General features: G+C 69.2%; 24 protein-coding genes, 1 tRNA gene and 1 pseudogene. 14 read left to right on the top strand and 12 right to left on the bottom strand.

Translation table 11 applies throughout. The annotated features are described in order from the left end of the window. Positions 1-162: 162 nt before the first annotated feature. From pcaB to CDO52_RS19920, 5 genes are all read left to right on the top strand, one after another. The gene (gene pcaB / locus CDO52_RS19900) at positions 163-1,500 is read left to right on the top strand and encodes a 3-carboxy-cis,cis-muconate cycloisomerase (protein WP_193373677.1); all 1,338 of its coding nucleotides are present in this window, start codon (positions 163-165) and stop codon (positions 1,498-1,500) included. Beyond that, positions 1,497-2,282, top strand: a complete 786-nt coding sequence (pcaD, locus tag CDO52_RS19905; protein ID WP_017619304.1) for a 3-oxoadipate enol-lactonase — start codon at positions 1,497-1,499, stop codon at positions 2,280-2,282. The genes pcaB and pcaD overlap by 4 nt, the downstream gene beginning before the upstream one ends. 21 nt (positions 2,283-2,303) lie before the next feature. Beyond that, on the top strand, positions 2,304-2,726 hold the full coding sequence (pcaC, locus tag CDO52_RS19910; protein ID WP_017619305.1) for a 4-carboxymuconolactone decarboxylase: 423 nt from the start codon (positions 2,304-2,306) through the stop codon (positions 2,724-2,726). Positions 2,727-2,914: 188 nt separating this feature from the next. Then, the gene (locus CDO52_RS19915; RefSeq protein WP_017619306.1) at positions 2,915-4,090 is read left to right on the top strand and encodes a 4-hydroxybenzoate 3-monooxygenase; all 1,176 of its coding nucleotides are present in this window, start codon (positions 2,915-2,917) and stop codon (positions 4,088-4,090) included. A gap of 352 nt (positions 4,091-4,442) precedes the next feature. Beyond that, complete coding sequence (locus CDO52_RS19920; RefSeq protein WP_017619307.1) at positions 4,443-5,324, top strand: SAM-dependent methyltransferase; 882 nt, start codon at positions 4,443-4,445, stop codon at positions 5,322-5,324. Between the two features lie 114 nt (positions 5,325-5,438). Here the strand turns inward: CDO52_RS19920 and CDO52_RS19925 are convergent, their stop codons facing one another. Continuing rightward, positions 5,439-6,437 (bottom strand): ABC transporter substrate-binding protein, encoded by a 999-nt coding sequence (locus CDO52_RS19925; protein WP_017619308.1) that lies wholly within the window; start codon positions 6,435-6,437, stop codon positions 5,439-5,441. Between the two features lie 72 nt (positions 6,438-6,509). Here CDO52_RS19925 and CDO52_RS19930 point away from each other — a divergent pair, with 72 nt between their 5' ends. Genes CDO52_RS19930 through CDO52_RS19940 form a run of 3 tightly spaced genes read left to right on the top strand, consistent with a single transcriptional unit; the run spans position 6,510 to position 9,630 of the window. Then, positions 6,510-7,649, top strand: coding sequence for a FecCD family ABC transporter permease (locus tag CDO52_RS19930; protein WP_017619309.1), 1,140 nt, complete (start codon positions 6,510-6,512; stop codon positions 7,647-7,649). Continuing rightward, the gene (locus CDO52_RS19935; RefSeq protein ID WP_017619310.1) at positions 7,646-8,770 is read left to right on the top strand and encodes a FecCD family ABC transporter permease; all 1,125 of its coding nucleotides are present in this window, start codon (positions 7,646-7,648) and stop codon (positions 8,768-8,770) included. The genes CDO52_RS19930 and CDO52_RS19935 overlap by 4 nt, the downstream gene beginning before the upstream one ends. After that, positions 8,767-9,630 carry an ABC transporter ATP-binding protein gene (locus CDO52_RS19940; RefSeq protein ID WP_017619311.1) on the top strand — a complete coding sequence of 288 codons (864 nt, stop codon included), beginning with the start codon at positions 8,767-8,769 and terminating at the stop codon, positions 9,628-9,630. Before CDO52_RS19935 ends, CDO52_RS19940 begins: the two co-directional genes overlap by 4 nt. Here CDO52_RS19940 and CDO52_RS19945 read toward each other — a convergent pair. The 3 genes from CDO52_RS19945 to CDO52_RS19955 form a co-directional block, all read right to left on the bottom strand. After that, entirely contained in the window at positions 9,623-10,102 is a 480-nt protein-coding gene (locus CDO52_RS19945; protein WP_232524260.1) for a hypothetical protein, read from the bottom strand. The genes CDO52_RS19940 and CDO52_RS19945 overlap by 8 nt on opposite strands. A 56-nt stretch (positions 10,103-10,158) precedes the next feature. Next, positions 10,159-11,322, bottom strand: coding sequence for a helix-turn-helix domain-containing protein (locus CDO52_RS19950; RefSeq protein WP_152471659.1), 1,164 nt, complete (start codon positions 11,320-11,322; stop codon positions 10,159-10,161). Positions 11,323-11,615: 293 nt separating this feature from the next. Beyond that, positions 11,616-11,688, bottom strand: a tRNA-Asn gene (locus tag CDO52_RS19955). A 281-nt stretch (positions 11,689-11,969) separates the two neighbouring features. Between CDO52_RS19955 and CDO52_RS19960 the strand changes: the two genes are divergently transcribed. Continuing rightward, on the top strand, positions 11,970-12,281 hold the full coding sequence (locus CDO52_RS19960; protein ID WP_017619315.1) for a hypothetical protein: 312 nt from the start codon (positions 11,970-11,972) through the stop codon (positions 12,279-12,281). Positions 12,282-12,489: 208 nt separating this feature from the next. Here the strand turns inward: CDO52_RS19960 and CDO52_RS19965 are convergent, their stop codons facing one another. Next, positions 12,490-12,936: an SgcJ/EcaC family oxidoreductase gene (locus CDO52_RS19965; protein WP_017619317.1), complete on the bottom strand. Its 447-nt coding sequence runs from the start codon at positions 12,934-12,936 to the stop codon at positions 12,490-12,492. Between the two features lie 37 nt (positions 12,937-12,973). Between CDO52_RS19965 and CDO52_RS29565 the strand changes: the two are divergent. Both CDO52_RS29565 and CDO52_RS19975 read left to right on the top strand, forming a co-directional pair. Beyond that, positions 12,974-13,120 (top strand): annotated as a pseudogene (locus tag CDO52_RS29565) (IS5/IS1182 family transposase); the annotation flags it as partial. Between the two features lie 627 nt (positions 13,121-13,747). Then, entirely contained in the window at positions 13,748-14,950 is a 1,203-nt protein-coding gene (locus CDO52_RS19975; protein ID WP_157745648.1) for an MFS transporter, read from the top strand. Between the two features lie 84 nt (positions 14,951-15,034). Here CDO52_RS19975 and CDO52_RS19980 read toward each other — a convergent pair whose 3' ends face one another. From CDO52_RS19980 to CDO52_RS19995, 4 genes are all read right to left on the bottom strand, one after another. Beyond that, positions 15,035-15,865, bottom strand: coding sequence for a phosphoenolpyruvate hydrolase family protein (locus CDO52_RS19980; RefSeq protein WP_017619321.1), 831 nt, complete (start codon positions 15,863-15,865; stop codon positions 15,035-15,037). A gap of 3 nt (positions 15,866-15,868) precedes the next feature. Then, the gene (locus CDO52_RS19985; protein WP_017619322.1) at positions 15,869-17,122 is read right to left on the bottom strand and encodes a Tm-1-like ATP-binding domain-containing protein; all 1,254 of its coding nucleotides are present in this window, start codon (positions 17,120-17,122) and stop codon (positions 15,869-15,871) included. After that, positions 17,119-17,538 (bottom strand): cupin domain-containing protein, encoded by a 420-nt coding sequence (locus tag CDO52_RS19990; RefSeq protein WP_026125911.1) that lies wholly within the window; start codon positions 17,536-17,538, stop codon positions 17,119-17,121. Before CDO52_RS19990 ends, CDO52_RS19985 begins: the two co-directional genes overlap by 4 nt. A 210-nt stretch (positions 17,539-17,748) precedes the next feature. Beyond that, complete coding sequence (locus CDO52_RS19995) at positions 17,749-17,928, bottom strand: hypothetical protein (protein ID WP_017619324.1); 180 nt, start codon at positions 17,926-17,928, stop codon at positions 17,749-17,751. A 179-nt stretch (positions 17,929-18,107) separates the two neighbouring features. Between CDO52_RS19995 and CDO52_RS20000 the strand changes: the two genes are divergently transcribed. Further along, complete coding sequence (locus CDO52_RS20000) at positions 18,108-18,488, top strand: nuclear transport factor 2 family protein (RefSeq protein ID WP_017619325.1); 381 nt, start codon at positions 18,108-18,110, stop codon at positions 18,486-18,488. Between the two features lie 177 nt (positions 18,489-18,665). After that, positions 18,666-18,908 carry a MarR family winged helix-turn-helix transcriptional regulator gene (locus tag CDO52_RS20005; protein WP_017619326.1) on the top strand — a complete coding sequence of 81 codons (243 nt, stop codon included), beginning with the start codon at positions 18,666-18,668 and terminating at the stop codon, positions 18,906-18,908. Positions 18,909-18,923: 15 nt separating this feature from the next. Here the strand turns inward: CDO52_RS20005 and CDO52_RS20010 are convergent, their stop codons facing one another. Beyond that, positions 18,924-20,132: an erythromycin esterase family protein gene (locus CDO52_RS20010; RefSeq protein ID WP_017619327.1), complete on the bottom strand. Its 1,209-nt coding sequence runs from the start codon at positions 20,130-20,132 to the stop codon at positions 18,924-18,926. Between the two features lie 177 nt (positions 20,133-20,309). Between CDO52_RS20010 and CDO52_RS20015 the strand changes: the two genes are divergently transcribed. Beyond that, entirely contained in the window at positions 20,310-21,044 is a 735-nt protein-coding gene (locus tag CDO52_RS20015; RefSeq protein ID WP_017619328.1) for a MerR family transcriptional regulator, read from the top strand. Between the two features lie 6 nt (positions 21,045-21,050). Here CDO52_RS20015 and CDO52_RS20020 read toward each other — a convergent pair whose 3' ends face one another. Together CDO52_RS20020 and CDO52_RS20025 are read right to left on the bottom strand one after the other, a co-directional pair. Then, on the bottom strand, positions 21,051-21,935 hold the full coding sequence (locus CDO52_RS20020) for an alpha/beta hydrolase fold domain-containing protein (protein ID WP_017619329.1): 885 nt from the start codon (positions 21,933-21,935) through the stop codon (positions 21,051-21,053). 52 nt (positions 21,936-21,987) lie between these two features. Further along, positions 21,988-22,779: a nitroreductase/quinone reductase family protein gene (locus CDO52_RS20025; protein WP_017619330.1), complete on the bottom strand. Its 792-nt coding sequence runs from the start codon at positions 22,777-22,779 to the stop codon at positions 21,988-21,990. Positions 22,780-23,105: the final 326 nt, after the last annotated feature.

Raw genomic sequence — 23,105 nt, forward strand, 5'->3', positions numbered from 1 at the left:
CGTGGGGGCATAACGGCCAGAATTGAGACTCTTGCCGTGACCACCGGCACAGAGACGCGGATAGACAATCGGCACAGGACCAGGCAAGGAGTCGAGGTGACAGGGGTGGCAGACGCGCCCGACGACACAACCGAGGACACAACCGGCGGGCTGTTCGGCGGGATGTACGCGCACGGCCGCGTCGGCGCGCAGGTCGGTGACACGGCGTGGCTGCACGCGCTGCTCGACGCGGAGGCCGCGCTCGCGCGAGCCTGCGCGCGGGCCGGTGTGATCGACGCGGCGCACGCGGAGGCGATCGGGGCGTGCTGCGTTCCCGAGCGCTTCGACGCGAGCGAGATCGGTCGGGCAGCGGCGGCGTCGGGGAACCCGGTGGTTCCCCTGGTGCGCGAACTGACCCGGGCCGTGGGCGGCGACGCCGCGCGGCATGTGCACTACGGGGCGACCAGCCAGGACATCATGGACACCGCCGCCGTGCTGGTGAGCCGCCGCGCGAGCGCGGTGATCCAGGACGACGCCGCTGCCGTGGCCGACGGTCTGGCCGCCCTCGCCGACGCGCACCGCTCCACCCTCATGCCCGGTCGGACCCTCCTCCAGCAGGCGCTGCCCACCACCTTCGGGCTGGTGGCGGCGGGGTGGCTGCAGGCCGTCGGAACCGCGTCGCAGCGTCTGGGCACGCCCTCCCCCGCACAACTCGGCGGAGCCGCGGGCACGCTGGCGTCGCTCGGGGAGGCGGGGCCGCGCGTCGCCGCGGCGTTCGCCGATGAGCTGGGGCTGGCCGAGCCGGTGCTGCCCTGGCACACCGACCGCGGACCGATCGCCGAGCTCACCGGGGCACTGGCGCGGATGTGCGGGGCGGTGGGCAAGGTCGCGGGCGACATCGTCCTGCTGGCGCAGACCGAGGTCGGTGAGGTCATCGAGGCGGGCGGCGCCGGAGTCGGGGGGTCGTCCGCCCTGCCGCACAAGCGCAATCCGGTGGCCGCGGTGTCCGCCCGGGCCTGTGCCGGGCAGGCGCCGGGGCTGGCCGCGGCGCTGTATGCCGCCCAGGCTCAGGAGTACCAGCGTGCGGCGGGCGCGTGGCAGTCGGAATGGCTGCCGATGACGCAGCTGCTGCGCGTGACGGGTTCGGCGGTGGCCTGGCTTCGCACGTCGGTGGAACGGTTGCGGGTGGATCCCAAGCGGATGCGCGGGAACCTCGACCTGACCGGCGGCCTCCCGCTGGCCGAGCGCGTCACCACCGACCTCACGCCCGACCTCGGCCGCCTGCCCGCGCACGACCTGGTGAAGGCCGCGTGCGCGGAGGCCGTGGAGTCCGGCCGCGACCTGGCCGACGTGCTGACTGAACGCCTCGACGGACGCCGGACCGCGGCGCAGGTCGCGGCGCTCCTCGACCCGGCCGGGTACCTCGGCGCCGCCGACACCTTCATCGATCGGGCCATCGCCGCCCACCGGTCCCGCGCGGCGAAAGAGGACGACAAGGCAGAGGAGAAGGAACACGGATGAGCATTGACGTGCACTCCACGGTCCACGGCCCGCCGGGAGCACCCGTTGTGGTGCTCTCGGGGTCGCTGGGCAGCACGCTGGAGATGTGGGAGCCCCAGGTCGCGGCCCTGGCCCAGCGCTTCCGGGTGGTCCGGTACGACATCCGCGGGCACGGCAGGTCGCCGGTTCCCGAAGGGCCGTATGAGATGGCCGACCTCGGTGGCGATGTGCTGCGGCTGCTGGACCGCCTCGGCGCCGACCGGGTGCGCTTCGCCGGGCTGTCGATCGGCGGCATGACCGGCCTGTGGCTGGCCGCGCACGCACCCGAGCGCGTCGAGCGGCTGGCCGTGCTGTGCACGTCGGCGCTGCTCGGCCCGGCCGAGACCTGGGCGCAGCGGGCGGCAACGGTACGGGCGGAGGGAACCGGAGCCGTCGCCGACGCCGCGGTCGGACGGTGGTTCACCCCCGGCTTCGCTGAGCGGGAGCCCAGCGTCGTCGAGCGGATACGCGCAATGGTCGCGTCCACTCCGGCGGAGGGTTACGCGGGCTGCTGCGCGGCCATCGAGCGGATGGACCTGCGGGCCGACCTGGCCGCGATCACCGCGCCGACGCTCGTCATCGCCGGTGCCGAGGACCCCTCCACACCGCCGGAGCACGCCGAGCGCATTACCGCCGGGATCGGCGGGGCGCGGCTGCGTGTCGTGGCCGACGCCGCGCATCTCGCCAGCTGGGAGCAGGCCGACGAGGTGAACGGGCTGCTGCTCGACCACTTCGCGGCGGCGACGACCCACCCGAAAGCCTGAGAAAGGAGAACCGAGCCGGATATGGACCCCATGAGCCATGACGCCGCACCGGACAGCGGCCCGCACGACGACGCCGCACGGCATGCCGCCGGGATGGCGGTGCGCCGCGCGGTGCTCGGCGATGAGCACGTCGATCGGGCCGAGGCGAAGACGACCCCGTTCACCGAGCCCTTCCAGGACCTCATCACCCGCTACGCCTGGGGCGAGATCTGGACGCGGCCCGGCCTGGACCGGCGAACGCGCAGCTGCATGGTGCTCACGGCGCTGGTCGCCAAGGGGCACTGGGACGAGCTGGCGATGCACGTGCGCGCCGCCGTGCGCAACGGGCTCACCGCGGAGGAGATCCGCGAGGTGTTCCTCCAGGCCGCCATCTACTGTGGCGTGCCGGCGGCGAACAAGGCGTTCGGCGTGGCCCAGCAGGTGCTCGCCGAGCTCGAAGGCTGACCGCGCGACTTCCGTTGATCTCGGGGATATTGGGGTCTCACGGGCGATTTTGACCCCAATATCTCCGAGATCAACGGAGACGGCCTCGACCCTGCCATCCCACCCCCTGCCGCTCGCCGTCGGTCATCCGGGATGATCGACGGGAGTCACCCCACCTCCGGATGAATTTAGAAAGACCGAGGACTCCCATGCGCACCCGCGTCGGCATCATCGGGGCCGGACCCGCCGGCCTCTTCCTCTCCCATCTGCTCCACCTGGCCGGCATCGAATCCGTCGTGCTGGAGCGCCGCGACCGCGTCTACTGCGAGCAGCGCCAGCGCGCGGGGATCGTCGAACACGGCGTGGCCGAGGCGCTGACCGCCGCCGGTGTGGGCGAGCGCATGGAGCGCGAGGGGTTCCGCCACGACGGCATCGACCTGCGCTTCGACGGCGCGTCCCACCGCATCGACCTCGCCGCCCTGACCGGCCGCAGCGTTCGCCTCTACCCGCAGACCGAGATCGTGCGCGACCTCATCGCGCGGCGCACGGACGACAGCGGGCAGCTGTTCTTCGAGGCCGAGGCGACCGCCATCGACGGCATCGAGACCGACCGGCCGCGTATCCGCTTCACCCACGAGGGCGAGGAGCAGGTCCTTGAGTGCGACTACGTGGTGGCCTGCGACGGCTTCCACGGGATCGGGCGGGCGTCCCTGCCCTCCGATGTGATCCGCACCTTCGAGAAGGTCTACCCGTTCGGCTGGCTCGGCATCCTGGCCGATGTCGCGCCGTCGTGCGACGAGCTGATCTACGCGCACCATCCCAACGGCTTCGCGCTGCACAGCATGCGGTCGGAGTCGGTCAGCCGCCTCTATCTGCAGGTTCCCAACGGGACGGACGCGGCCGACTGGTCCGACGAGCAGATCTGGGACGAGCTCTCCACCCGGTTCGCCCTGCGGGACGGGGGTTGGGAGCTGCGGCGCGGACCGATCACCGACAAGAGCGTGACGCCGATGCGCAGTTTCGTCACCGAGCCGATGCGGCACGGACGGCTCTTCCTCGCCGGGGACGCGGCGCACATCGTCCCGCCCACCGGCGCCAAGGGCCTCAACCTGGCGATGAACGACGTGATGGTGCTGGCGGAGGCGCTGGTCGCCGACCAGACCCGCGGCGACAGCGGGCTGCTGGACGCCTACTCGGACACGGCGCTGCGCCGGGTGTGGCGGGCCATGCACTTCTCCTACTGGATGACCACGCTGCTCCACGCCCAGCCCGGGGACGACGCGTTCGACGCTCGGCTGCGGCTCTCGCACCTCCGGCACATCACGGACTCTCCGGCCGCGGCGACCCATCTCGCCCAGAACTACACCGGGATCCCGCGGATCTGACGCCCTAGGGCGGCTGCCCTTCCTGGTACCAGGCCGCGCCGTGACCGTCGAGGGGGTGGTCACGGCGCGGCCGCGGCGTCGGTGGGTCCCCCACCCGTGACCACCGCCGGCCACCGTTGCCCGCCGGGAACACCAGGAGCCGCCGGGGTCCGGGATTCGGGTCGGCGCGGCCCCGGCCGCAGCAACTTTTTCCTCCCCGCGTTCGGCATTACCACGCACGTCAGGAGGGGGTAAGGGCATTGAGTCCCTCTTTTTCTCGGGCGAAAGACCCGAAAACGGTGACCGAAGGTAAGGGTGAGCAATACAATCCGGAGGGTAAAAGCCGACCCACCTACCTCCCTCGAGGACGGCCATGCCCCGTTTCGAGACCCCCCGTTTCCTGAAGAATCTGGGCGCGCGGTACAACCCACCCGAACAGGTCGACATGACGAAGCCCAACATCGCCCGGGTCTACTCCTATTTCCTGGGCGGAAAGGACCATTTCGAGGTCGATCGGGAGATGGCGAACTACGCCGCCGAGATCGTGCCCGGTGTCAACGAGATCGCCATGGGGAACCGCGCCTTCGTCCAGCGTGCGGTCCGCTACCTCGCCACCGAGCGGGGGGTCCGGCAGTTCCTGGACATCGGCTCGGGCCTGCCGACCGAGGCCAACGTGCACGAGGTGGCCCATGAGACCGCCGCGGACTCCCGCATCGTCTACGTCGACAACGACCCCATTGTGCTCGCCCACGCACGGGCGATCCTCTCGGACATTGACACGACCGACGTCATCAAGGCCGATCTCCGGCGCCCTGAGGACATCCTCACCGCACCCGAAACGCGAAAACTTCTCGACTTCAATCGGCCCATTGGGCTGATGCTCGGTGGAATCCTGCACCACCTGGCCGACGATGAGGGTCCGGAGCGCCTCGCCCAGGAATTGTGCGACGCGCTCGCACCCGGCAGTTTCCTCGCCATCAGCCATTTCTCCAGGCCCGAGCGCCAGCTTCACCCCGGGGAGCACGACCGAGCGCTGAGTCTGGAACGGGCATTCATCGACAAACTGGGGACCGGGCGCTGGCGCGATCGGGACGAGATCCTGTCCTACTTCTGCGGCTGGGAGCTGGTCGAACCGGGGTTGGTCCCGCTGGAGGAATGGCGGCCCCTGCCGCCCAAGGCGCGCGTAGCGGGGGCCTACTCGATGTCCCCCATGACGCGCCTGCTCATCTGCGGCGGCGTCGCCCGGAAGAACTGACGCGGCCCCGCAGGAAGCCCGTGTTCAGAACCGGCACAAGCGCGGCGGCCGGCGGATCCGCCGGCCGCCGCGCTTGTGCCGTGACGCTGAGGTGCGCGGCGTTGAGGGGGAAGGTCAGGCGTCGACGCCGTAGACCTCGCTCAGGTCGTCCAGGATCCCCTCGGCGCCCTGGAGGCTCACCGAGGTGTACCAGACGTCGTCGTCGACGTTGTGCTTCTCGCCCTTGAGCTTGTCCCACAGCGGGTTGCCCTGGAATACCTCGGCCTTCTTCCCGGCCTCCTCGTCGCCCTGCCACGTGCTGACGAAGATGCGGTCGGCGTCCAGGTCCAGGATCTCTTCCTGGCTCAGGTCGACGGAGATCTCGTCCTCGGTGTTGGGCGCGCCCTTCGGGCGGGGCAGGCCGACGTCGTTCTGCACGATGCCGGGGAAGGAGGCCGTGGAGTAGAGGCGGACCGTCGGCTCCCCCACGAAGCGGGTGAGGCTCATGGTCGGGACGTCGCCGTCGTACTTCTTCTCGATGGCCTTGCCGAGCGCCTTGGCCCGCTTCTCGTAGTCGCCGATCTTCTCGTCGGCGAGGTCGCGCTTGCCGACGGCGTCGCCGAGCAGAAGGACGTTGTCCTTCCAGGTCGCGCCGGTGGTCTCGGAGAAGACGGTCGGGGCGATCTTGGAGAGCCGGTCGTAGAGGTCGGCGTGGCGGATGTCGGCCGAGACGATCAGGTCCGGCTGCAGCTCGGCGATCTTGGCGAGGTCGGGCTCCTGCAAGGTGCCGAGGACCTCGGCGTCGCCGGCGTACTTCTCTCCCTCCTCCCCGAGGTACTCGGGGAGCTTCTCGGAGGGGTCGGCGTAGACGACACGCCCCACGACGTCCATCTCCAGGGCGACGGCGGCCTCCACGAAGCTGGGGTCGAGGGCGACGACCGTCTTCGGCTGCGAGGTGATCTCGGTCTCGCCCCGGTGGTGCTCGACGGTGGCCGGGTAGCCGGCCGACGCGGCGTCGTCGGAACCGGCGTTCTCCTCGGCCGGGCCGCAGGCGGCCGCGAGGCTGAGCACGGCGGCCGCGGAGGCGGCGAGCAGCCCCCGAGCGGACGCTCGCAGGCGGGTGGGGATAGTCATGGGGGACCCCTTCGATCGGCACTGGGTTAGGTTTGTCTAGCCTTATACGGATGACGCCCGTGATCTGGCAGTATGCGGATCTTGCGGTTCTTTGTCGAGTTGACGCCGCGCATCCGAACCACCACGCAGCCGAAGGAGTTCTCCCAGGTGACAGGATTGGCACCCGCCGCGCACACCCGCCCTCCGGGCGGCGCGGCCATCGGTGGCGGCGGTGCGCGCAGGAGGCGCCGCCTCCTCGGGTTGGTCGTCCTCCTCGCCCTCGTCCTGCTCTGCGTTGCGGCCAGCATCTCCATCGGCGCGCGGTCGATCCCCCTGCCCGATGTGTGGCGGCTGCTGTTCGCACCCGACGGCGGCGAAGCGAGCACGATCGTCGGCTCCTTGCGGGTGCCCCGGACGATCCTGGGCCTCCTCGTCGGCGCCGCACTGGGTGTCGCCGGGGTGCTGATGCAGAGCCACACACGCAACCCCATCGCCGACCCCACCCTGCTCGGGGTGGCCTACGGCGCCGCGTGTGCCGTCGTGCTCTCCATCTACCTGCTGGATGTGACCAGCTTTCACGTCTACGTGTGGTTCGCGCTGGGCGGGGCGCTGCTCGCCGGGATCGCGGTCTTCGCGCTGGCCTCGGGCGGCAGTCAGGGCCCGACGCCGGTGACCCTGGTGCTGGCCGGTGCGGCGATGACGGCCCTGCTCAGCGGGGTCACGTCGGCCATCGTGCTGCTCGACCAGCAGAGCCTGGAGGTGTTCCGGTTCTGGCGGGTGGGCTCGCTGACGGGGCGGCCCACCGAGGCGATCTGGCAGGTGCTGCCGTTCCTGGTCGTCGGGATGGTGCTGGCGATCGGCAACGCGCCGGGGCTCAACGCGCTGGCGCTGGGCGATGATGTCGCCGCGTCGCTGGGCCAGCGGGTGTGGCTCACCCGGGGCACGGGTGTGCTGGCCATCGCGCTGCTCACCGGAGCGTCGGTGGCGGCGGTCGGCCCGATCGGCTTCCTCGGCCTGATGGCCCCGCACATGGCGCGGACCCTCACCGGCTCCGACCACCGCTGGCTGGTGCCGACCGGCGCGCTGTGCGGCATGGTGCTGATCCTCATCGCCGACATCATCGGGCGGGTGATCCGCGGGACCGGTGAGGTCGAGGTCGGCATCGTGCTGGCGGTGATCGGCGGCCCGTTCTTCATTGCGCTCATCCGACGACGGAAGACCATCGCCCTGTGACGCTCACTCCGCCCCGCCCCCCGTCGCCTGTCCCCTCCCCCGGCCCGGGCCGCAACAGCGCGCTGGAGCGGCGCGCGCTGCGCGTCGGTCCGCTGTCGTGGCCGTGGCGGCCACGCGTGCTGGTGGTCGCCGTGGGCGTGCTGGCACTGCTGGCGGCGCTCTTCGTGCGCGCGCTGCTGGCCTTCGACGACTACCCGATGGGGGCCGTTGACGTCCTGACGACGCTGCTGGGCGGCGGGGACGGCGGGCAGCGCTTCGTGGTCTTCGAGCTGCGCATGCCGCGGGCGCTGGCGGGGGCGCTGGTCGGTGCCGCGCTCGGCCTGTCGGGGGCCATCCTGCAGAGTCTCACGCGCAACCCGCTGGCCAGCCCGGACACACTCGGTATCGGCTGGGGCGCGTCGGTCGGCGCGGTGCTGGTCATCGTGGTCGGCGGCAGCGCGGGCGGGGTCAGCGGCGCGGTCTCCAGCATCGGCATCCCCACCGGGGCGGTGCTCGGCGGGATCACGGCGGCGGTGGTCGTCTTCGGCCTGTCCTGGCGGTCGGGGGTCCAGAGCAACCGGCTGCTGCTGGTCGGCATCGCGACGGCGTTCATCTGCTCCAACCTGGTGTACTGGGCGATGACCTGGACCGACGTGCAGGACGCCGCACGCGCCCAGACGTGGATCACCGGCAGCCTGCACGCCGCCGACTGGGACCGGATCGGGCCGGCCTCGCTGGCGCTGGCCGTGCTGCTTCCGGCGACCGTGGTCACCGCGCGGGTGCTCGGGGCGATGGCGCTCGGCGACGACACCGCGCTGGGGCTGGGCGTGCGGGTCGGAGCGGCCAAGCTGGCGCTGCTGCTGGTCTCGGCGTTCCTGGTGTGCGTGGCCACGGCGGTGGCCGGGCCGATCACCTTCGTGGCGCTGGCCGCCCCGCAGATCGCGCTGCGCCTGTGTCGGACGCCGCAGCCGCCACTGGTCACCGCCGCCCTGCTGGGCGCGGCCCTGACCCTGGGCGCCGACCAGCTCGCGGCCGGGCTCTTCTCCCCCCTCCAACTGCCTGTGGGCGTGTTCACCGCGATCCTGGGCGCGCCTTACCTGCTGTACCTGATCGTCCGCCGCCACCGGGAGTCCCACCTATGACATCCGCCTCTGCCTCGCCCCGCCTCGCCGCAGAGGGGGTCACCCTCGGCTACGACGGCGCCGTCATCTCCACCGACCTGGACTTCGCGGTGGCCGACAACGCCGTCACGGTCATCATCGGCCCCAACGGCTGCGGCAAGTCCACTCTGCTCCGCGCCCTGGGCCGTCTGCTGCGCCCGAAGGCGGGCCGGATCACGCTGGACGACAGAGCCATCTCCTCGATGCCGCCACGCGAGGTGGCCAAGACGATCGCCATCCTCCCGCAGTCCCCGACGGCTCCGTCGGGCCTCACCGTCGGCGACCTGGTGGCACGCGGCCGACACCCGCACCAGAGCTGGTACCGGCAATGGTCGTCGGGCGACGAGGACAAGGTCGCCGGGGCCCTCGACATGACCGGCATGCTCCCCTTCGCCGACCGCCCGCTGGAGGCGCTGTCGGGCGGGCAGCGGCAGCGCGCCTGGATCTCCATGGCCTTGGCCCAGGAGACCGACCTTCTCCTGCTGGACGAGCCCACCACCTACCTCGACCTGGCCCACCAGATCGACGTCCTGGACCTCGTCCGCGACCTCAACGAGAAGCACGGCCGCACCGTGGTGATGGTGCTCCACGACCTCAACCTGGCGGCCCGCTACGCCCACCACCTCGTCGCCATGCACGACGGCGCGGTGGTCGCATCCGGCACTCCGGCCGAGGTCCTCACCCCCGACCTGGTGACCGACGTGTTCGGACTGGCCTCCAAGATCATCCCCGACCCGGTGTCGGGCACGCCGCTCGTCATCCCGATCGGCCTGCGCGAACGCCCCGATTCCGTCCGCGACTGCTCCGAGGACAGAGAAGCCCCTAGTCCTCACGTCACCTGAGCAGTTTCTTCTCCCTGGCCCACGGCTCGAACCCGCCCTTGGAGAAGGGGAGTCGCATACCGGAGCCGTAGAGGTCGTCGACGAGCACCGAGGCGTTCGCGACTGTGCAGTCCCCTCGATTGCAGGCATCGGCGATGAGGCCGACCGTCCCCCGCACGTGCAAGCCGTGTCGTGCGGCAACCCTGCGAGCCGTCCGATCATCGAGGACGAGCGTGCCACCATAAAGATCGGCGTACGCGCACAGCGTGGTCTCGCCGACGTTGTGGTCATCAATCAGTCCCATGCGCGTCCTCCAGGTACCGAAGGCCACGAGCAGGTCAAGCGAATCACCCGCGACGACCGATATCCATACAGCCTGGACAACCGCCGTCCGCGCGCGGGAGTCATTACGACCGATCTCATCGAGGACTGCTCGGGTCGTTGTGCACGACAATCTGCGAACCAGGTCACCCAGAACGTCGAGGCGATCCACCTTGGCAGCGTGTAGGAGTGGAGAAGCGTCGGACAGCAGTCGATCAGGGACGGAGGTCACTCAGCTGCTTCCTCGGTCAGTTCCTCGGTTGAGACCTGTCCGCGCATCATCTCCACAGCACGCGCAGGAGTGATCAAGTTCGCCTGCAGTGCCGCTACGACCGCGGAAGCGTAGCGAGGGGGAACTCGCACCGATGCGAGATCCGGCTGAGGCTTCCAACCGAGCGCGTCCTTGAACTCGACGTCCGTTGGCGTGCGGGTGCGCAGTTCGCGTAGCTCATCCGGATCCATCAACCCGGTTCGTCTGACCTGTGCAATAGCGAGGCCCCAAGAGACACGGAACGCCGCCGATAGCCGAACCAGGAAATAGCGGCGTTCCTCCTGGTCATTGCCTTGTGCAACGCTCATGGCTTCGGCTGTGGGCAGCAGGAACTCCGCTGCGAATTCCTCCACGAGCCGCTCGCGCTCTTCGCGGGAAGCATGCACACCCAGGTCACTGGAGAACTCATCCCCAAGGATCATGTGTCCAAGCTCGTGCGCCGCTGTACTCCGCCGCCGCCCCGGCACCTGATCCAGGTTGACAACAGCCACCGCGATAGATCCGTCCACCAGGGAGGCACCATCAGACGACAGCGGGATAGCCGCGACAAACTGCCCCGCTTGCTCACTGACGTCAGCAACCGATTCAATTGGCCGGTTTCCCAGTGAAAGCTCAGCGCGCAGCCATTGCGCAGCCTCCCTGGCCTCCTCAGCAACGGTCACGCTTCCGGGATAGTGCAGCAACGGCAGTGCATCCAGGACACCGACACTGACGAGCTGATGTACGTCCTGCAGCCACTCAGCGAGCAGGGACTCAGTCCGGTGTGCACTGCGCGCGGCAGGGCTGTCGCCGACGTCTCCGCCGTGAACGTCCGCCGTCCGACGAGAGATGACGTCCGGCAGGGGGTTCAGGAAAAAGGACAGCGGGTAGTCGAGCGCGCGGGCAAGCAGGGTGAGCTCCACAGCGTCAACGCGCCGGTCTCCCTTTTCCAGCTTGGAGATCATGCTGCGTTCCAAGCCGACTGCGTCAGCGAGAGCCTGCTGCGAGAGCCCAGCTACTGACCTGCTCTCCCGAACACGCTCGCCGATCTGCGCCCAGCTCAACTCCTCCACCATATGTGCGATTGTCGCACACTCGTTGCATCCTGTGAATGGAATGGGAGTTCCCCGTCGGTCGGCCATCGCCAGATGGGTGATGCCACCCGGCTGGGCGCCTGCAGCATCCTCGCCCTGGCCATCGTCTGCTATCTGTTCTGGAACTCCCGCACCACCGTCGTCGAGCAGGGCGGCGCCCCTGACCTTTGACCGATGCGGCGCGCTGGTGACTGGCTCCGCGCCTCGTTCCGCTGCGGGCGGCGGTATGCGATGGAACGGCGCCGGGCGGCCCAGCGGGATCGCGGAGCGGTCGGCGCGCACACGTCCGCTACAACGACAGGAGCCCACCGGCGATGCCGGTGGGCTCCTGTCAGTGAATGCTCCCGCGACTGGACTCGAACCAGTAACCTGCCGGTTAACAGCCGGCTGCTCTGCCGATTGAGCTACGCGGGATCGTGCTCCGTGTCGCCCCCGGGGCCTGTGCTCCCTGGCGACGTGAAATAGATTAGCGCACTTTCCGGGGTGCTCGTGACACGTTTTTGGCCCGGCACCGCTGTGGGGTGGGGCACGTGCGGCTGCGAACTGTGGGGGCTGGCCGGGACGTGATCGTTTCGTCGCAGGTCAGGCCTAGGGGACGCCGCGCTCGGTGGCTTCCCTGGCCGGGACCGGCGCACGCGGTAACGTCGTATGCATCAGCACCGTCGGATCAGCACGAGTGACGCCGAGAGGGACCCATGCGCTACCGGATCACCTTCGCCGCAGGCCTGGCTATCGGTTACGTCCTGGGGGCCAAGGCGGGCAAGGCCCGTTACGAGCAGATCGCGCGCACCGCTCGCCGCATCGCGGAGAGCCCCGCCGTCCAGGAGACCGCGGGGCTGGTGGGAGCGCAGGTCGGCAACGCAGGCAAGGCCGTGTACACGAAGGTCAACGAAAAACTCCCCGTGGACTCCGTCAAGGACTTCCTCGCCCGTCCCACCGATGAGGAGAGCGACGAACTCCGCACCAGCAACCTCAACGGTTCCAGCCCCGACGAACCCGTCCCCTGAACCGCCGTCTCCGCGGAGGCGGACGGGTCGTGTGATCGAGGAGGGCATGAGTGAGCCCGCCGTATCCGAGGAAGTGATGCGGCAGCGCGCCCTGACCGCAGCCGAGGAGGTCCTGGACTCAGCCGGGTGACCTTGCCCAGCGCCTGAATCCCTTCGGTGCGGCCACTGTGGGGTTCAGCCAGCAGCAGGGAGGGCTGCGGCCACCGGGTCAGGAGAAGCGGAGCACGTCGCGCAGCTCGGCGGTGAGCCGCTCGCTCTCCTCGGGGCGTCCATGGAAGGCGGCGGGGGTGTTCTGGAACAGCTCGATACGCCAAGAATCAGCGTCCCCGCGCACCGCGACAAGCGACTGGACCGCGTTGGCGCCCGGGTTCAGGTCGGACCCTCCGGGCGGGACCATGCCCGCGACGGCACGCGGAAGGGCGGCGTCCCGTCCTATCGGACGCACTTCACGCACCTTGGCGACGTAGGCCGCTGTCTGGTGGCTGCCGAAGATCTCAGCCAAGTGCTCCCTAATGGCAGTGCTGCCTTCGGCCACGCTGCCGTCGAAACCGACCGTGACACCGTGCTCGGTGAAGAGCGCGGCGAATGCGGCCGGGTCGCGGGCGTTCCAGCTGCCCAGAAGGTTCTCGTGAAGAGTGCGGATCTGCTCGTCCATACCCCCGATTGAAGCGGCAGCAGAACGCTGCGACCAGTTGACCCGCCGCGTGTCGCCCCCGACGCCCGGATACTGCGACCGCGAGATCCTGGCCGCGATCATCTTCGTCTCCACTACCGGCTGCACCTGGGCACAGCTCCGGCGGTCGTCGACCCCTGCCTGCCGCACCGCGCACCGCCGCTTCGAGCGCAAGGCGGATCATTTCCTGGGCATCGCCGCCATCGCCTGCACCCTCATCTGCTACCGCAGACTCACCAGATGAGATGACTTCTCAGCGCACGACCTCATCGAGATTACGACCCGCTCTTCAGACAAGTGCGAATATCAGCAACTTAGCAGAAACTGCACGAGGGCCTGCGGCCACCTGACATTCCCGCTTTTCGGGCAGGTCGAATTGCAGATCAGACAGGACTCAGCAAGGTCAAGATCATTTTCCGGAGAATCCGACAACAGCGGACTGTGACCTGCACATCAACTGGAATAGATCGGTTAATCGTGGCATTACTCTTAGTGCACTGAACAGGGTGATCCCGGTCACGCGCAGTCGCCTGATGTTGACCGAGAGGGATTTTATGGCTAATTATTGTCTTACTCTTCGGCGATTGGGAGATTGGGGATCTGCCACTCCACAATGACAAGCCCCTGAGGCCTATAGGCGTGATTTTATGGCAAGGAATTTCATTTCTCCGTCAGCCACGTTATGACCAACCCCACCAGCATCGCATTCCACCCGCCAGACGGTTAATCCACTTTCGATGGAGTGCAACTCTTCATGCGCGGACTTTCAAAGAAGCATGAGAACACTGATGTCGTGGAAGATCCGCAGGTTGCGGCGCCCGCGACGCAGTTCTGGGCGAAGTTCTCGCTGATCTACGCCGCAGGTGTGTTCGCTGCGGCCAGCATCGGCAAGATCGGGCCGATATCCGGGGATCTGCGGTCCGACCTCGGGCTCTCGCTCGACCAGGTGGGCTTGGTCGCGTCGTCGGTGACCGCCACCGCGGCTGTGGTCGGCGTGCTCGTCGGGCTGGGGAGCCGTCGGCTTGCGCAGAAGCCGCTGCTGCTCGTAGGGCTCGCCATTATGGCGGTCGCGGGGGCGCTGGTCTCTCGGATGTCCGACTTCGGGCCGCTGGTCGCCGCACGGCTCGCCGAGAGCGTCGGCTACGTCATCGTGGTGGTGGCAGCGCCCGTCCTGGTGATGTCCTTGGGAGAGGGGCGGCGGCGGACCGCGGCCCTCGCTGTGTGGGGGACGTTTCTGCCGATCGGGCTGGCGCTCGGCTCGTTCGCGGGAGGAATCGTGGCGTCGGCGTTCGGCTGGCGCGTCTGGCTCGGTGCAGCGGCCGCCGCGATCGCCTGCGTGGCGGTGGTGGTCGCGATCGCGGTACCCCGACGAGAGGTCACCACCCCGGAGTCGGTCGGCTCCGGCGGGCACGACCGATTCACCCTGCGCGGCTTCGCCCGTCCCGTTGCACTCTCCGCGGGCTTCGCCACTGCGAGTGCGGCCATCGTCGCCACGGTCACGATGTTTCCGAGTTTCCTGCAGGAGGTGTTCGACGTCCCGGCTGCCCAGGCAGGGACGCTCACCGGTGCTGTCTCACTGGTTGGCGTGTCGGGTGGGTTCGCCGCCGGATGGCTCCTGCACCGCGGGAAGCCGGTCTCCCAGCTGTTCATCGCCGGTGTTCTCGTACCGCTGGGTGCGACCTTCGCATTCCTCGAACTCGGGGGCGTGTCCATGTCTCTGGCAGGTGCGCTGGTCGTGGCCGTGACGAACGAACTCGTGGTCGCGGCCGTCTTCGCCGCCGTTCCGATGGTCGTGCGTTCCACCGCCGACATCAGTACGACCAACGGCCTGGTCGCCCAGCTCGGCAGCCTGGGCACCCTGGCCGGCCCTCCGCTGATCGGTCTCGTCGTCATCCAGGCCGGGGGATGGTGGGCGGTCGGCCCCGCCCTCGCAGTCCCGTGCCTGGTCGGTGTGGTGCTGCTGCGGACGTCGGTCCGTCCCAGCTCCACGGTGTGACCGGGCCCTGCGCGATCCCCAGCCGGCCCACCCCACGTGTTCGTTGCGTTGACTTCCCCCATCGTCCGCTGGAGTGAAGGGCGCTCATAGGGTGAGTTCGGTGAAAGCCCGGGTGCGCGCCGTCAGGGCCTCCTCGACCGGGAGTCGTTCCATCGATGAGGCCCCGTAGAAGCCGTGGACCCCCTTGCAGCTGCGCAGGATGAAGGCGGCATCGTCAGGCTCGGCGATAGGGCCGCCGTGGCACAGGACCGTGATGTCGCCGCGGACCTTCCGAGCGGCGGTCGCCCAGGCGTCGATGAGCGCCGCGCCCTCCTCCAGCGTGAGGGCCGTTTCGGCGCCGATGCTGCCGCCGACGGTCAGTCCCAGGTGGCAGACGATGATGTCGGCGCCCGCCTCGGCCATGGCGGCGGCGTCCTCTGCGGAGAACACATAGGGCGAGGTGAACAGGTCAAGGGCGTGGGCGCGGCGGACGAGCTCGACCTCGTGGGCGTAGCCCATCCCGGTCTCCTCCAGGTTGGCGCGGAACACGCCGTCGATGAGCCCCACCGTGGGGAAGTTCTGCACCCCCGAGTAACCGAGTGCGGCCAGGCGCGGCAGGAACTCGTCAGGGTCGTAGAACGGGTCGGTGCCGTTGACTCCGGCGAGGACCGGGGTGTCGCGCACCGCTGTGACCACCTCGCGCGCCAGGTCCGCGACGATCTCGTTGGCGTTGCCGTAGGCGAGCAGCCCGGCCAGGGAGCCGCGGCCCGCCATCCGGTAGCGGCCGGAGTTGTAGACGACCAGGAGGTCCGCGCCGCCCGCCTCCTGGCACTTCGCCGACAGCCCGATGCCCGCGCCGCCTCCGATAATCGGTGCGCCGCGCGCACGCTTGGCGTGCAGCCGCTCCAGGATGCGCTCTCTGGGAATCCCCGTCATGTCTCAGTCCCCCTTCGTGTGCGCGGACGCGCGCATTAGTTCATCCAGCAGGCCGACCGCGGCCTCGGCGAACTTCGGGTCGTTGATCTCCTTGTCCAGCTCGATCAGGCGGACCCCGGTGCCCTCCAGCCCCGCACGCACCGCCGCGAACAGCTCGGCGTCGGCGACCGGGTCGTGGAAGGGGCCGCCGTCGACCGACAGCGCCGAGGTGCCGCGCAGCGGCAGCACGACCGCCGTGGGCGCCTCCAGAGCGGCCACGCGCGCGGCGAGCCGAGCGCCCAGCTCCGCGCACTCCTCCGGGGAGGTGCGCATCAGGGTGACCGCCGGGTTATGGACGTGGAGCAGCCGACCGCCGAATCTCTCCGGCACGGTGTCCGATGCGCCGAAGTTCACCATGTCCAGAGCGCCGACCGATACCACCCGCGGGGTTCCGGTGCCGCCGCACGTCAGCCGCGTCGGCCCGGCCGACATCACCCCGCCGACGAGCTCGTCGGCCAGCTCGGTGGTGGTCAGGTCCAGCACTCCGCGCAACGCGCCCTGGCCGACCAGCGACTCCAGGGTGCGCCCGCCAATGCCGGTCATGTGGAACACCAGGACCTCGCGGCCACGCTCCTCCAGTAGCCGCCGCGCGCGGGTGACGGCGGGCGTGGTGACGCCGAACATGCTCGCCGCGACGGCGGGCCCGGCGGCGCGGTGCTCGGGCGGCGGGGCGGCCAGCATCCCGGCGACGGCGCCGCAGGCGTTGGCGAGGATTCTGGCCGACACCGAGTTGAGCCCGGCCACGTCCACCACGCTGGGCATGAGGACCAGGTCGCTCTCCGCGACGTAGGGGCGGGTGTCACCGGAGGCGGCCGTGGAGACGGCGACCTTGGGCACGCCGAGCGGCAGTGCGCGCAGCGCGTGCGCGGCGATGGAGGTGCCGCCGGTACCGCCGACCGCCAGGGCCGCGTCCAGTCGCCCCTCGGCACGCAGCCGCAGCACAGTGGCACGGGCGCCCTCGGCCATGGCGGTCACGGCCGCGCCGCGGTCGCCCGCACGGGCCAGCACGGCGGTGTCGTGACCGGCGGCCCGACCCACTTCGGTGCGCGGCACGTCCGGGATGACGCCCACTGGCGCATCGGGCTCGAACACCCCGCAGTCGACCACTACCGGCCGCAGCCCGGCGTGCAGGAGCCGGTCACGCACATACCCGCACTCGGCAGCCTTGGTGTCGAGGGTGCCGAGCACCGCGACGGCGCGACCGTCCCGCCCGCTCACGCGTTCTCCATCGCGGGACTCCGGTCCGCCGGGATCTCACGAAAGTCGGGCGCGGCACGCAGCTCCTCCTCGGCCCCCGCAGGGCCGTACACGACGACCAGCCGCAGCACGTCCCACCCGGTGTTGTGGGTGGAGTGCGGGACGCTGCGTGGGATGTGCACGGTGTCCCCGGCCGCGATGGGGAACGCGGCCCCGTCGCCCACGGTCTGCTCCCCGGTTCCGGACAGCACGTAGATGACCTCGTCGGAGCCCTCGTGCAGGTGCCGTTCATGCCCCTTGCCGGGGAAGACGACGACATCGCCCACCGTGATCGCGGTCCCGGGGACGGTGCGTGGAGATACCCGCCATCTGATCCGTCCCCAGGCAAACAGCTGGGTGGGTGGGTCCGGTGGGGTGCCGTCGGAGGAAGTGGTCATGGGGGTCGCCTCCATCGTCGCGACGGGATCCTGGGCGCCGGGGCGCATGCGCACGAGCCTGCCTGGGAGGGAGCCTGGGGTCAACGGCCGGCTCCGGAAAGTAATTCGGGCGACTGGCATCCGGGAACACTGCCACCGTTGGCGAGAGCCGGGCTCAGTCCTCGGTGGAGCAGAGTCGCTCGGTCAGCTCGGCCAGGCGGGCTCGCGCGGTCATGCATACTCGCGCTCCAGCATGACGTTGTCGAAGTCGATGGGCGCCTGGCCGATCGAGGCCACGTTGACCACACGTGCGGGCGTCGATACGGCCAGCAGCGGCAGGAGTCGACACATCAGAACGGAGGGCGCCAGGTGGTTCACGGCGAACCTCAGTTCGTGACCCTGGCGGCTCACCTCGCGACGTGTCGGGTCGGTGCCGCCACTGTCCGTAGATTCGGATATTCGAGGCTGCGGAATAGCCTCGTGGCCCAGGGCTGCTCACTGCGGCGTCGAACAGCTCAGCCGTGATGCCTGCAACGGGTAGCCGCTAGTCCGGTTGCGAGTGCCGAGGTCATCCGGATCATGATGATCCAATGAGCGTGGACAGCGACAGCGTTGCCGAGGCGATCGCGCGAGAGTTGCAGCTGATGAACCCCGGGGTGCGGACATCGAGGCGGCTTGCAGACCAACTGCTCGATCCGGAATTTGTAGAGGTGGGTGCCTCGGGCCGTAGGTGGGACCGGGAGGCGGTACTTTCTGCGCTTCCGGACATGCCGGGTGGGGCCGCGGATGGCCCGCAGTATGAGCCTCTTGGTATGACGGGCACCGTATTGGCGCCGGGCTTGGTGCATCTCACGTACGAGACCACGATCGACGGGCGGCGAGCGCGAAGAGCTTCGATCTGGCGGAAGTTGGATGACGGTTCTGGATGGCGGATGTATTACCACCAAGCCACTCCTGTTCCAGGCGAGTAGACGGGGAAATCAGGATCGCCGGGCGACCTCAGCTGCATAGGCTGTTCTGACGGCCCCGGCCGACCAGCGTTCGGCAGACGTTGGGCTGATCCCGAGCAGGCGTTGAAGGACGGCCGGGGGGGGATCTGCGTGCACAGGTCGAGCAGGGCCGCGCCTCTGCCTCGTCACGCCCAGGCCATGACGGCCGTCCTCAAGAACCTCGAAGAGCGCGGCCTGATCGAACGGTCGGCCCATCCGTGGCATCAGAAGATGCTGGAGGCACGACTCACCCAGGCTGGCCAGGATGCGGTCGAACTCGCCGACAAAGAGGCCGTTCGCATCGAACGGCGCCTCGCCGACGAGTTCACCCCGAAGGAGCGAGAGACGCTCCGCGCGCTCCTGTCGCGCTGTGTCGACGCCATCCAGCGCGACGAGGTGTAACAAAGCGAGGGCGGTTTAGGCGGAGCTGGAAGCGATGTTCTTCGTAAAGATCACTCCATCGGTCTCCACCAGGTGGTCGGGCTCCAAGGCGAAGAAGTACCCGTCGCCGGTCCTCTGATCGGGGCGTCGAGTCGGTTCGGATTCCATGGCGTCCAGTGCCGCGGCCAAGCGACGGGAGTCGAGGACATAGTGGCCCTCCGGAAGGGTGCACAGAATCCCCTCAAGGGTGTCCTCGCTCGGAGTGTCCACGCCGTGGTGCTGGGCGCTGCCCAGGGCCGAGGCGATGAAGGCATAGTGATCACCGATCCGTGGGTCGATGATGGCCCCGGCGCTCCACCACTCCAGGGTCTGGTCGCCCATCTGGCAGTCGCTCCTGTGTCGCTGGAGGTGAAGATTGTGGGCGAACACCAGGGTCGGGCCTTGCCGGGCCTGGTTCGCGGCGATGGCGGTGAGGTTGTCGGACATCATCGCGTCGCGCAGACTCATCAGCCGCTGCCAGCGGGTGGGGGACGTGTCGGCCATTGTGGCGTGGTAGCGGAGCAGGCCTGCTGCGGTGCGGCCGTGGAAATGGGCCAGCCGCCAGTCGGTAGGTGAGGTGGCGGAGACCAGGTGTGGGGACTCCGACGTGAGGAGTGCCAGAAGGTCATCCGTGATCAGACGGAGTTTCGCGACGTCTGAGGAGGAACCCACCGACTGGGACGGATCCATCATGGCATCCGGGTTGGTCCAGCGCTCGTCGTCGCCGATCAAGGCGTCGATGGCGTCGAACGTGCACGGCCGTCGGTCGATGTCCACGTGGGGCGCAAGGTAGTCGTACAGCGTCGTGAGGACCGGGCGGGGGCTGGGCGCGCCGGTGATCTCCGTCGGGGCGTCGAATCCGAAGAATCGCAGGCGGTCCTCGGCGGGACGGCCCCGGTTGTAATCGCGCATCCACTCGACGAGTTCGCGGTTGGCCGCCGATTCTCCGAAGCCGTGGCTGAAGCCGCGCTTCATCACGTCGTCGAGCGATCCCGCTCCCCCCGCGATGTAGTCGTCGACCATCAGACCGGCCACACAGTCGCTCTCGATCGCGATCGACCGGTACCCCTCGTGCTGGACCAGGTACTGGAAAACCCGGTTACGCAGCCGGGGAAACGCCTCTTCCCCGTGCATGGGCTCGCCGAGGCCCAGGAGGCGCGGCTGGGTCGGAAGCGAGTGAAGAAACGACGCGAGCGCCGCGTGCAAGCTCGTGTCATCAGAGAAGGCACAACCGGCGTCGTGAATTGAAGGATGAGTCGTCATTACGGTTCCTGTTCTCTTCGATGAATTCGCTACTCCTTAAACCGTATCGTTGAACATTCGGTGTAATGTTGGAGTCGACTTATGCCGGAAACCGCAGGAAAAGTTTCAACAGGAGTGAACATGGGCCGTGATCGCCTCCGGCCGGTCGACCTCGCTCGGGAGCATGGCCTGTCCACGCAGGCGGTGCGCAACTATGAGGAGGCGGGCATCCTTCCGCCAGCGGAGCGCACGCCCAGCGGGTACAGGGTCTACGGTCCGCTCCATGCCCAGGCATTACGCGTCTTCCTGGCTCTCGTGCCAGCGCACGGCCACCCCACCGCGACGGCGATCATGCGGGCCGTGAACAAGGGGGACGTCGAGGGCGCTCTCGCGATGATCGACGAGAGTCACGCGCAGCTGCTCAAGGACCGGGAGACGCTCAAGGCCGTCGAGCATGCGCTCCGGGACCTGGCTCCGTCGGACCGCCCCGCCTCGATCCGACCAGGGCCGATGTTCGTCGGGCCGCTGGCCCGGCAGCTCGGGGTCCGGCCCGCCACCCTGCGGAAATGGGAGCGGGCCGGGTTGATCCGTCCGCAGCGCGACCCCGCGACCGGTTATCGCGTCTACGCGCCTGCCGACGTCCGGGACGCGCACCTGGCTCACCAACTCAGACGCGGCGGATACCTGCTCAATCAGATCGCTCCACTGCTTGAGCAGGTGCGGTCCGCCGGAGGGCTGGAGCCCCTGGAGTCCGCACTGAGCGATTGGCGCCGCCGACTCACGATGCGTGGCCGCGCCATGCTGGCGGGAGCGGGTGAGCTTTCCGGCTATTTGCAGGAGTGTGGTGATCGCCTGCCGCTCGATGGTGGGGGCTAGGTGCCCTCACGCGCCGCTGTCCAGGTGGTCGACCCACGCTGAGAGGCGGGAGAGGAAGGTCGTCCCCGTCTGCGGGATGGCTTCGTTGAGGATGACTGCGTGAAACACGTGCGGCATGCCCTCGTAGATGTCGAGGGTCGCGTCGACCCCGGCCGCTGTCGCCGCGTCAGCGAATCGACGCGCGTCGTCCAGCATGAGCTCGTCGCCGCCCGCCGCCAGCAGGACGGGCGGCAGTCCGCGCAGGTCGCCGAAGAGGGGTGACTGCGGGGCTTCGTCGGGGGCGGCACCGTTCAGGTAATCCTGCGCCAGGGAGTCGTCGCCCACTCCGCTGATGATGTCCTTGCCCTCGTTGGCCGTCATCGAAGGACTGGAGAAGGTGAGGTCCGTCAGCGGGCCGACCGCCACTGCCCCGCCCGGCAGGGCGGTTCCCTCCTCTTTCAGCACCAGCAGCGACGACAGCAGGAGCGTTCCGCCCGACGACTCCCCCGCCAGGATGATCCGCGACGCCGGCACCCCCTGGTCGAGCAGGCTCCGGTAGGCGGCGGTCACGTCCTCGATGGCCGCCGGGAAAGGGTGGTCCGGGACGAGGCGGAAGTCGACGCGCAGACCGGGGCGGCCGGTAGCGCGGGAGAGACGGTAGGTCAGGACGCGTTCGGCGTCGGGATTGGTGAAACGGAACCCGCCGCCGTGCACGTACATGAGCACGCCCGCTGATATCCCCCGGCGGTCGGCGTCGACCCAGCCCCCGGGGACGCCCCCGGTGTGCGGGAGAAGGTCGGTGGTGTCGGCGTCGGCCGGGATGTCGGCGATTGCCAGCGGCCATGCGGAGAGAAGTTCGCGGACGGCGGCTCGCTCGTCGGCGGTGGCGTCGATTCGGGTTGTGGTGGGCACTACTGTCGTCCTTTCGTGTTCGTGGGCTGGGCGCGCAAATCGTGCCGCGCTCTTAGGAGATGCCGCCGTTCAGCAGCGGGATCAGCTGTTCTTCCTCGTAGTCGAGGTGTGCCTCCACCGCGGCGATCAGGCTGTCGACGTCGGCCAGCGCCTGATCCGCGTCGACATCGCGGCCGGAGATATCCGAGATGCGGGACTGGAGGTCCTGGAGGAGACGTTCCAGTTCCTTGTGCTCGGCGCTCAGCCGGTCCAGGACCGGTGCCAACTCGGGGTGCTGTGCCCGCAGGCCGGGAAGCATCCCGCCGTCCTCCATGGCGTGGTGGTGGTCCAGCCCCTGACAGACCGTGAGGCAGTTGACGCGCAGCTGCGCCCCGAGCGCCCCTGCCCCGCTGGCGGCTATTTCGGCCCGAACCAGCGACAGCTCCCTGCGAAACGCGTCGTGGATCGCCTTGAGGCCGTCGCCGGGCGGCAGGTCCGGCGGGCTCCCGTCGAGCGGCTCCAGCGCGATGACGGGCAGCAGGCGGTCGGCCGTGACCTGGTACTCGCCCCATCCCGGGTCGGCTTCGACCGCGCGGGCGAACATGCGGTCGCGCTCCTCGCCCCGCAGCACCCGCGCCTCGGCGGTGTAGGTGAAGACGCCGTCTTCGACCGTGACCCGCGGGTCGGCGAGGATGTTGTGGTACCAGGCGGGGTGGCGCGGCGCGCCCCCGGCCGAGGCGATGACGATCTTGCGCCCGGTGCCCCCATCCGGCAGGTAGCCCAGCGGAGTGGTGCGGCGGAGCCCGCTCTTTGGTCCGGTGGTGGTGAGCAGGATCAGCCGGGCGCCTTCGAAGAACCCGCCCACGCGGCCCCGATTCGCTCGGAATTCTTCGATGACGTGCAGATGAAAATCGGCCGTGATGGTCGCTCTCGCTTTCTTACGTGAAGACATTAATGGGTACAGAGGCGAACACGGGCACACGTCGAATATGAATGGCCCGTGGGGTGTCGAAAGCAGGCGCTGCCACCACTCAGGCACCGCCGTCCGGGCAGGGAAATTCCATGCTTCGGCGCTGCGGCGACGGCAGCACTGCTGTGCTGAAGAACCGACCCTTCAAGGGCCAAGAAAGATGCGCGGAAGGCTCACGCGAAGGCAGGGAGAGAAACCCCGCCGAACGCGGGCGCGCGCAG

The organism is Nocardiopsis gilva YIM 90087 (assembly GCF_002263495.1).
GTDB lineage: Bacteria > Actinomycetota > Actinomycetes > Streptosporangiales > Streptosporangiaceae > Nocardiopsis_C > Nocardiopsis_C gilva.

Bases quoted from the DNA above. Each gene is read 5' to 3' on its own strand.
- pcaB (WP_193373677.1), top strand. From the start codon at position 163: ATGTACGCGCACGGCCGCGTCGGCGCGCAGGTCGGTGACACGGCGTGG.
- pcaD (WP_017619304.1), top strand. From the start codon at position 1,497: ATGAGCATTGACGTGCACTCCACGGTCCACGGCCCGCCGGGAGCACCC.
- pcaC (WP_017619305.1), top strand. From the start codon at position 2,304: ATGGACCCCATGAGCCATGACGCCGCACCGGACAGCGGCCCGCACGAC.
- CDO52_RS19915 (WP_017619306.1), top strand. From the start codon at position 2,915: ATGCGCACCCGCGTCGGCATCATCGGGGCCGGACCCGCCGGCCTCTTC.
- CDO52_RS19920 (WP_017619307.1), top strand. From the start codon at position 4,443: ATGCCCCGTTTCGAGACCCCCCGTTTCCTGAAGAATCTGGGCGCGCGG.
- CDO52_RS19925 (WP_017619308.1), bottom strand. From the start codon at position 6,437: ATGACTATCCCCACCCGCCTGCGAGCGTCCGCTCGGGGGCTGCTCGCC.
- CDO52_RS19930 (WP_017619309.1), top strand. From the start codon at position 6,510: ATGCGGATCTTGCGGTTCTTTGTCGAGTTGACGCCGCGCATCCGAACC.
- CDO52_RS19940 (WP_017619311.1), top strand. From the start codon at position 8,767: ATGACATCCGCCTCTGCCTCGCCCCGCCTCGCCGCAGAGGGGGTCACC.
- CDO52_RS19950 (WP_152471659.1), bottom strand. From the start codon at position 11,322: ATGGCCGACCGACGGGGAACTCCCATTCCATTCACAGGATGCAACGAG.
- CDO52_RS19960 (WP_017619315.1), top strand. From the start codon at position 11,970: ATGCGCTACCGGATCACCTTCGCCGCAGGCCTGGCTATCGGTTACGTC.
- CDO52_RS19965 (WP_017619317.1), bottom strand. From the start codon at position 12,936: ATGGACGAGCAGATCCGCACTCTTCACGAGAACCTTCTGGGCAGCTGG.
- CDO52_RS19980 (WP_017619321.1), bottom strand. From the start codon at position 15,865: ATGACGGGGATTCCCAGAGAGCGCATCCTGGAGCGGCTGCACGCCAAG.
- CDO52_RS19990 (WP_026125911.1), bottom strand. From the start codon at position 17,538: ATGACCACTTCCTCCGACGGCACCCCACCGGACCCACCCACCCAGCTG.
- CDO52_RS20000 (WP_017619325.1), top strand. From the start codon at position 18,108: ATGAGCGTGGACAGCGACAGCGTTGCCGAGGCGATCGCGCGAGAGTTG.
- CDO52_RS20005 (WP_017619326.1), top strand. From the start codon at position 18,666: ATGACGGCCGTCCTCAAGAACCTCGAAGAGCGCGGCCTGATCGAACGG.
- CDO52_RS20015 (WP_017619328.1), top strand. From the start codon at position 20,310: ATGGGCCGTGATCGCCTCCGGCCGGTCGACCTCGCTCGGGAGCATGGC.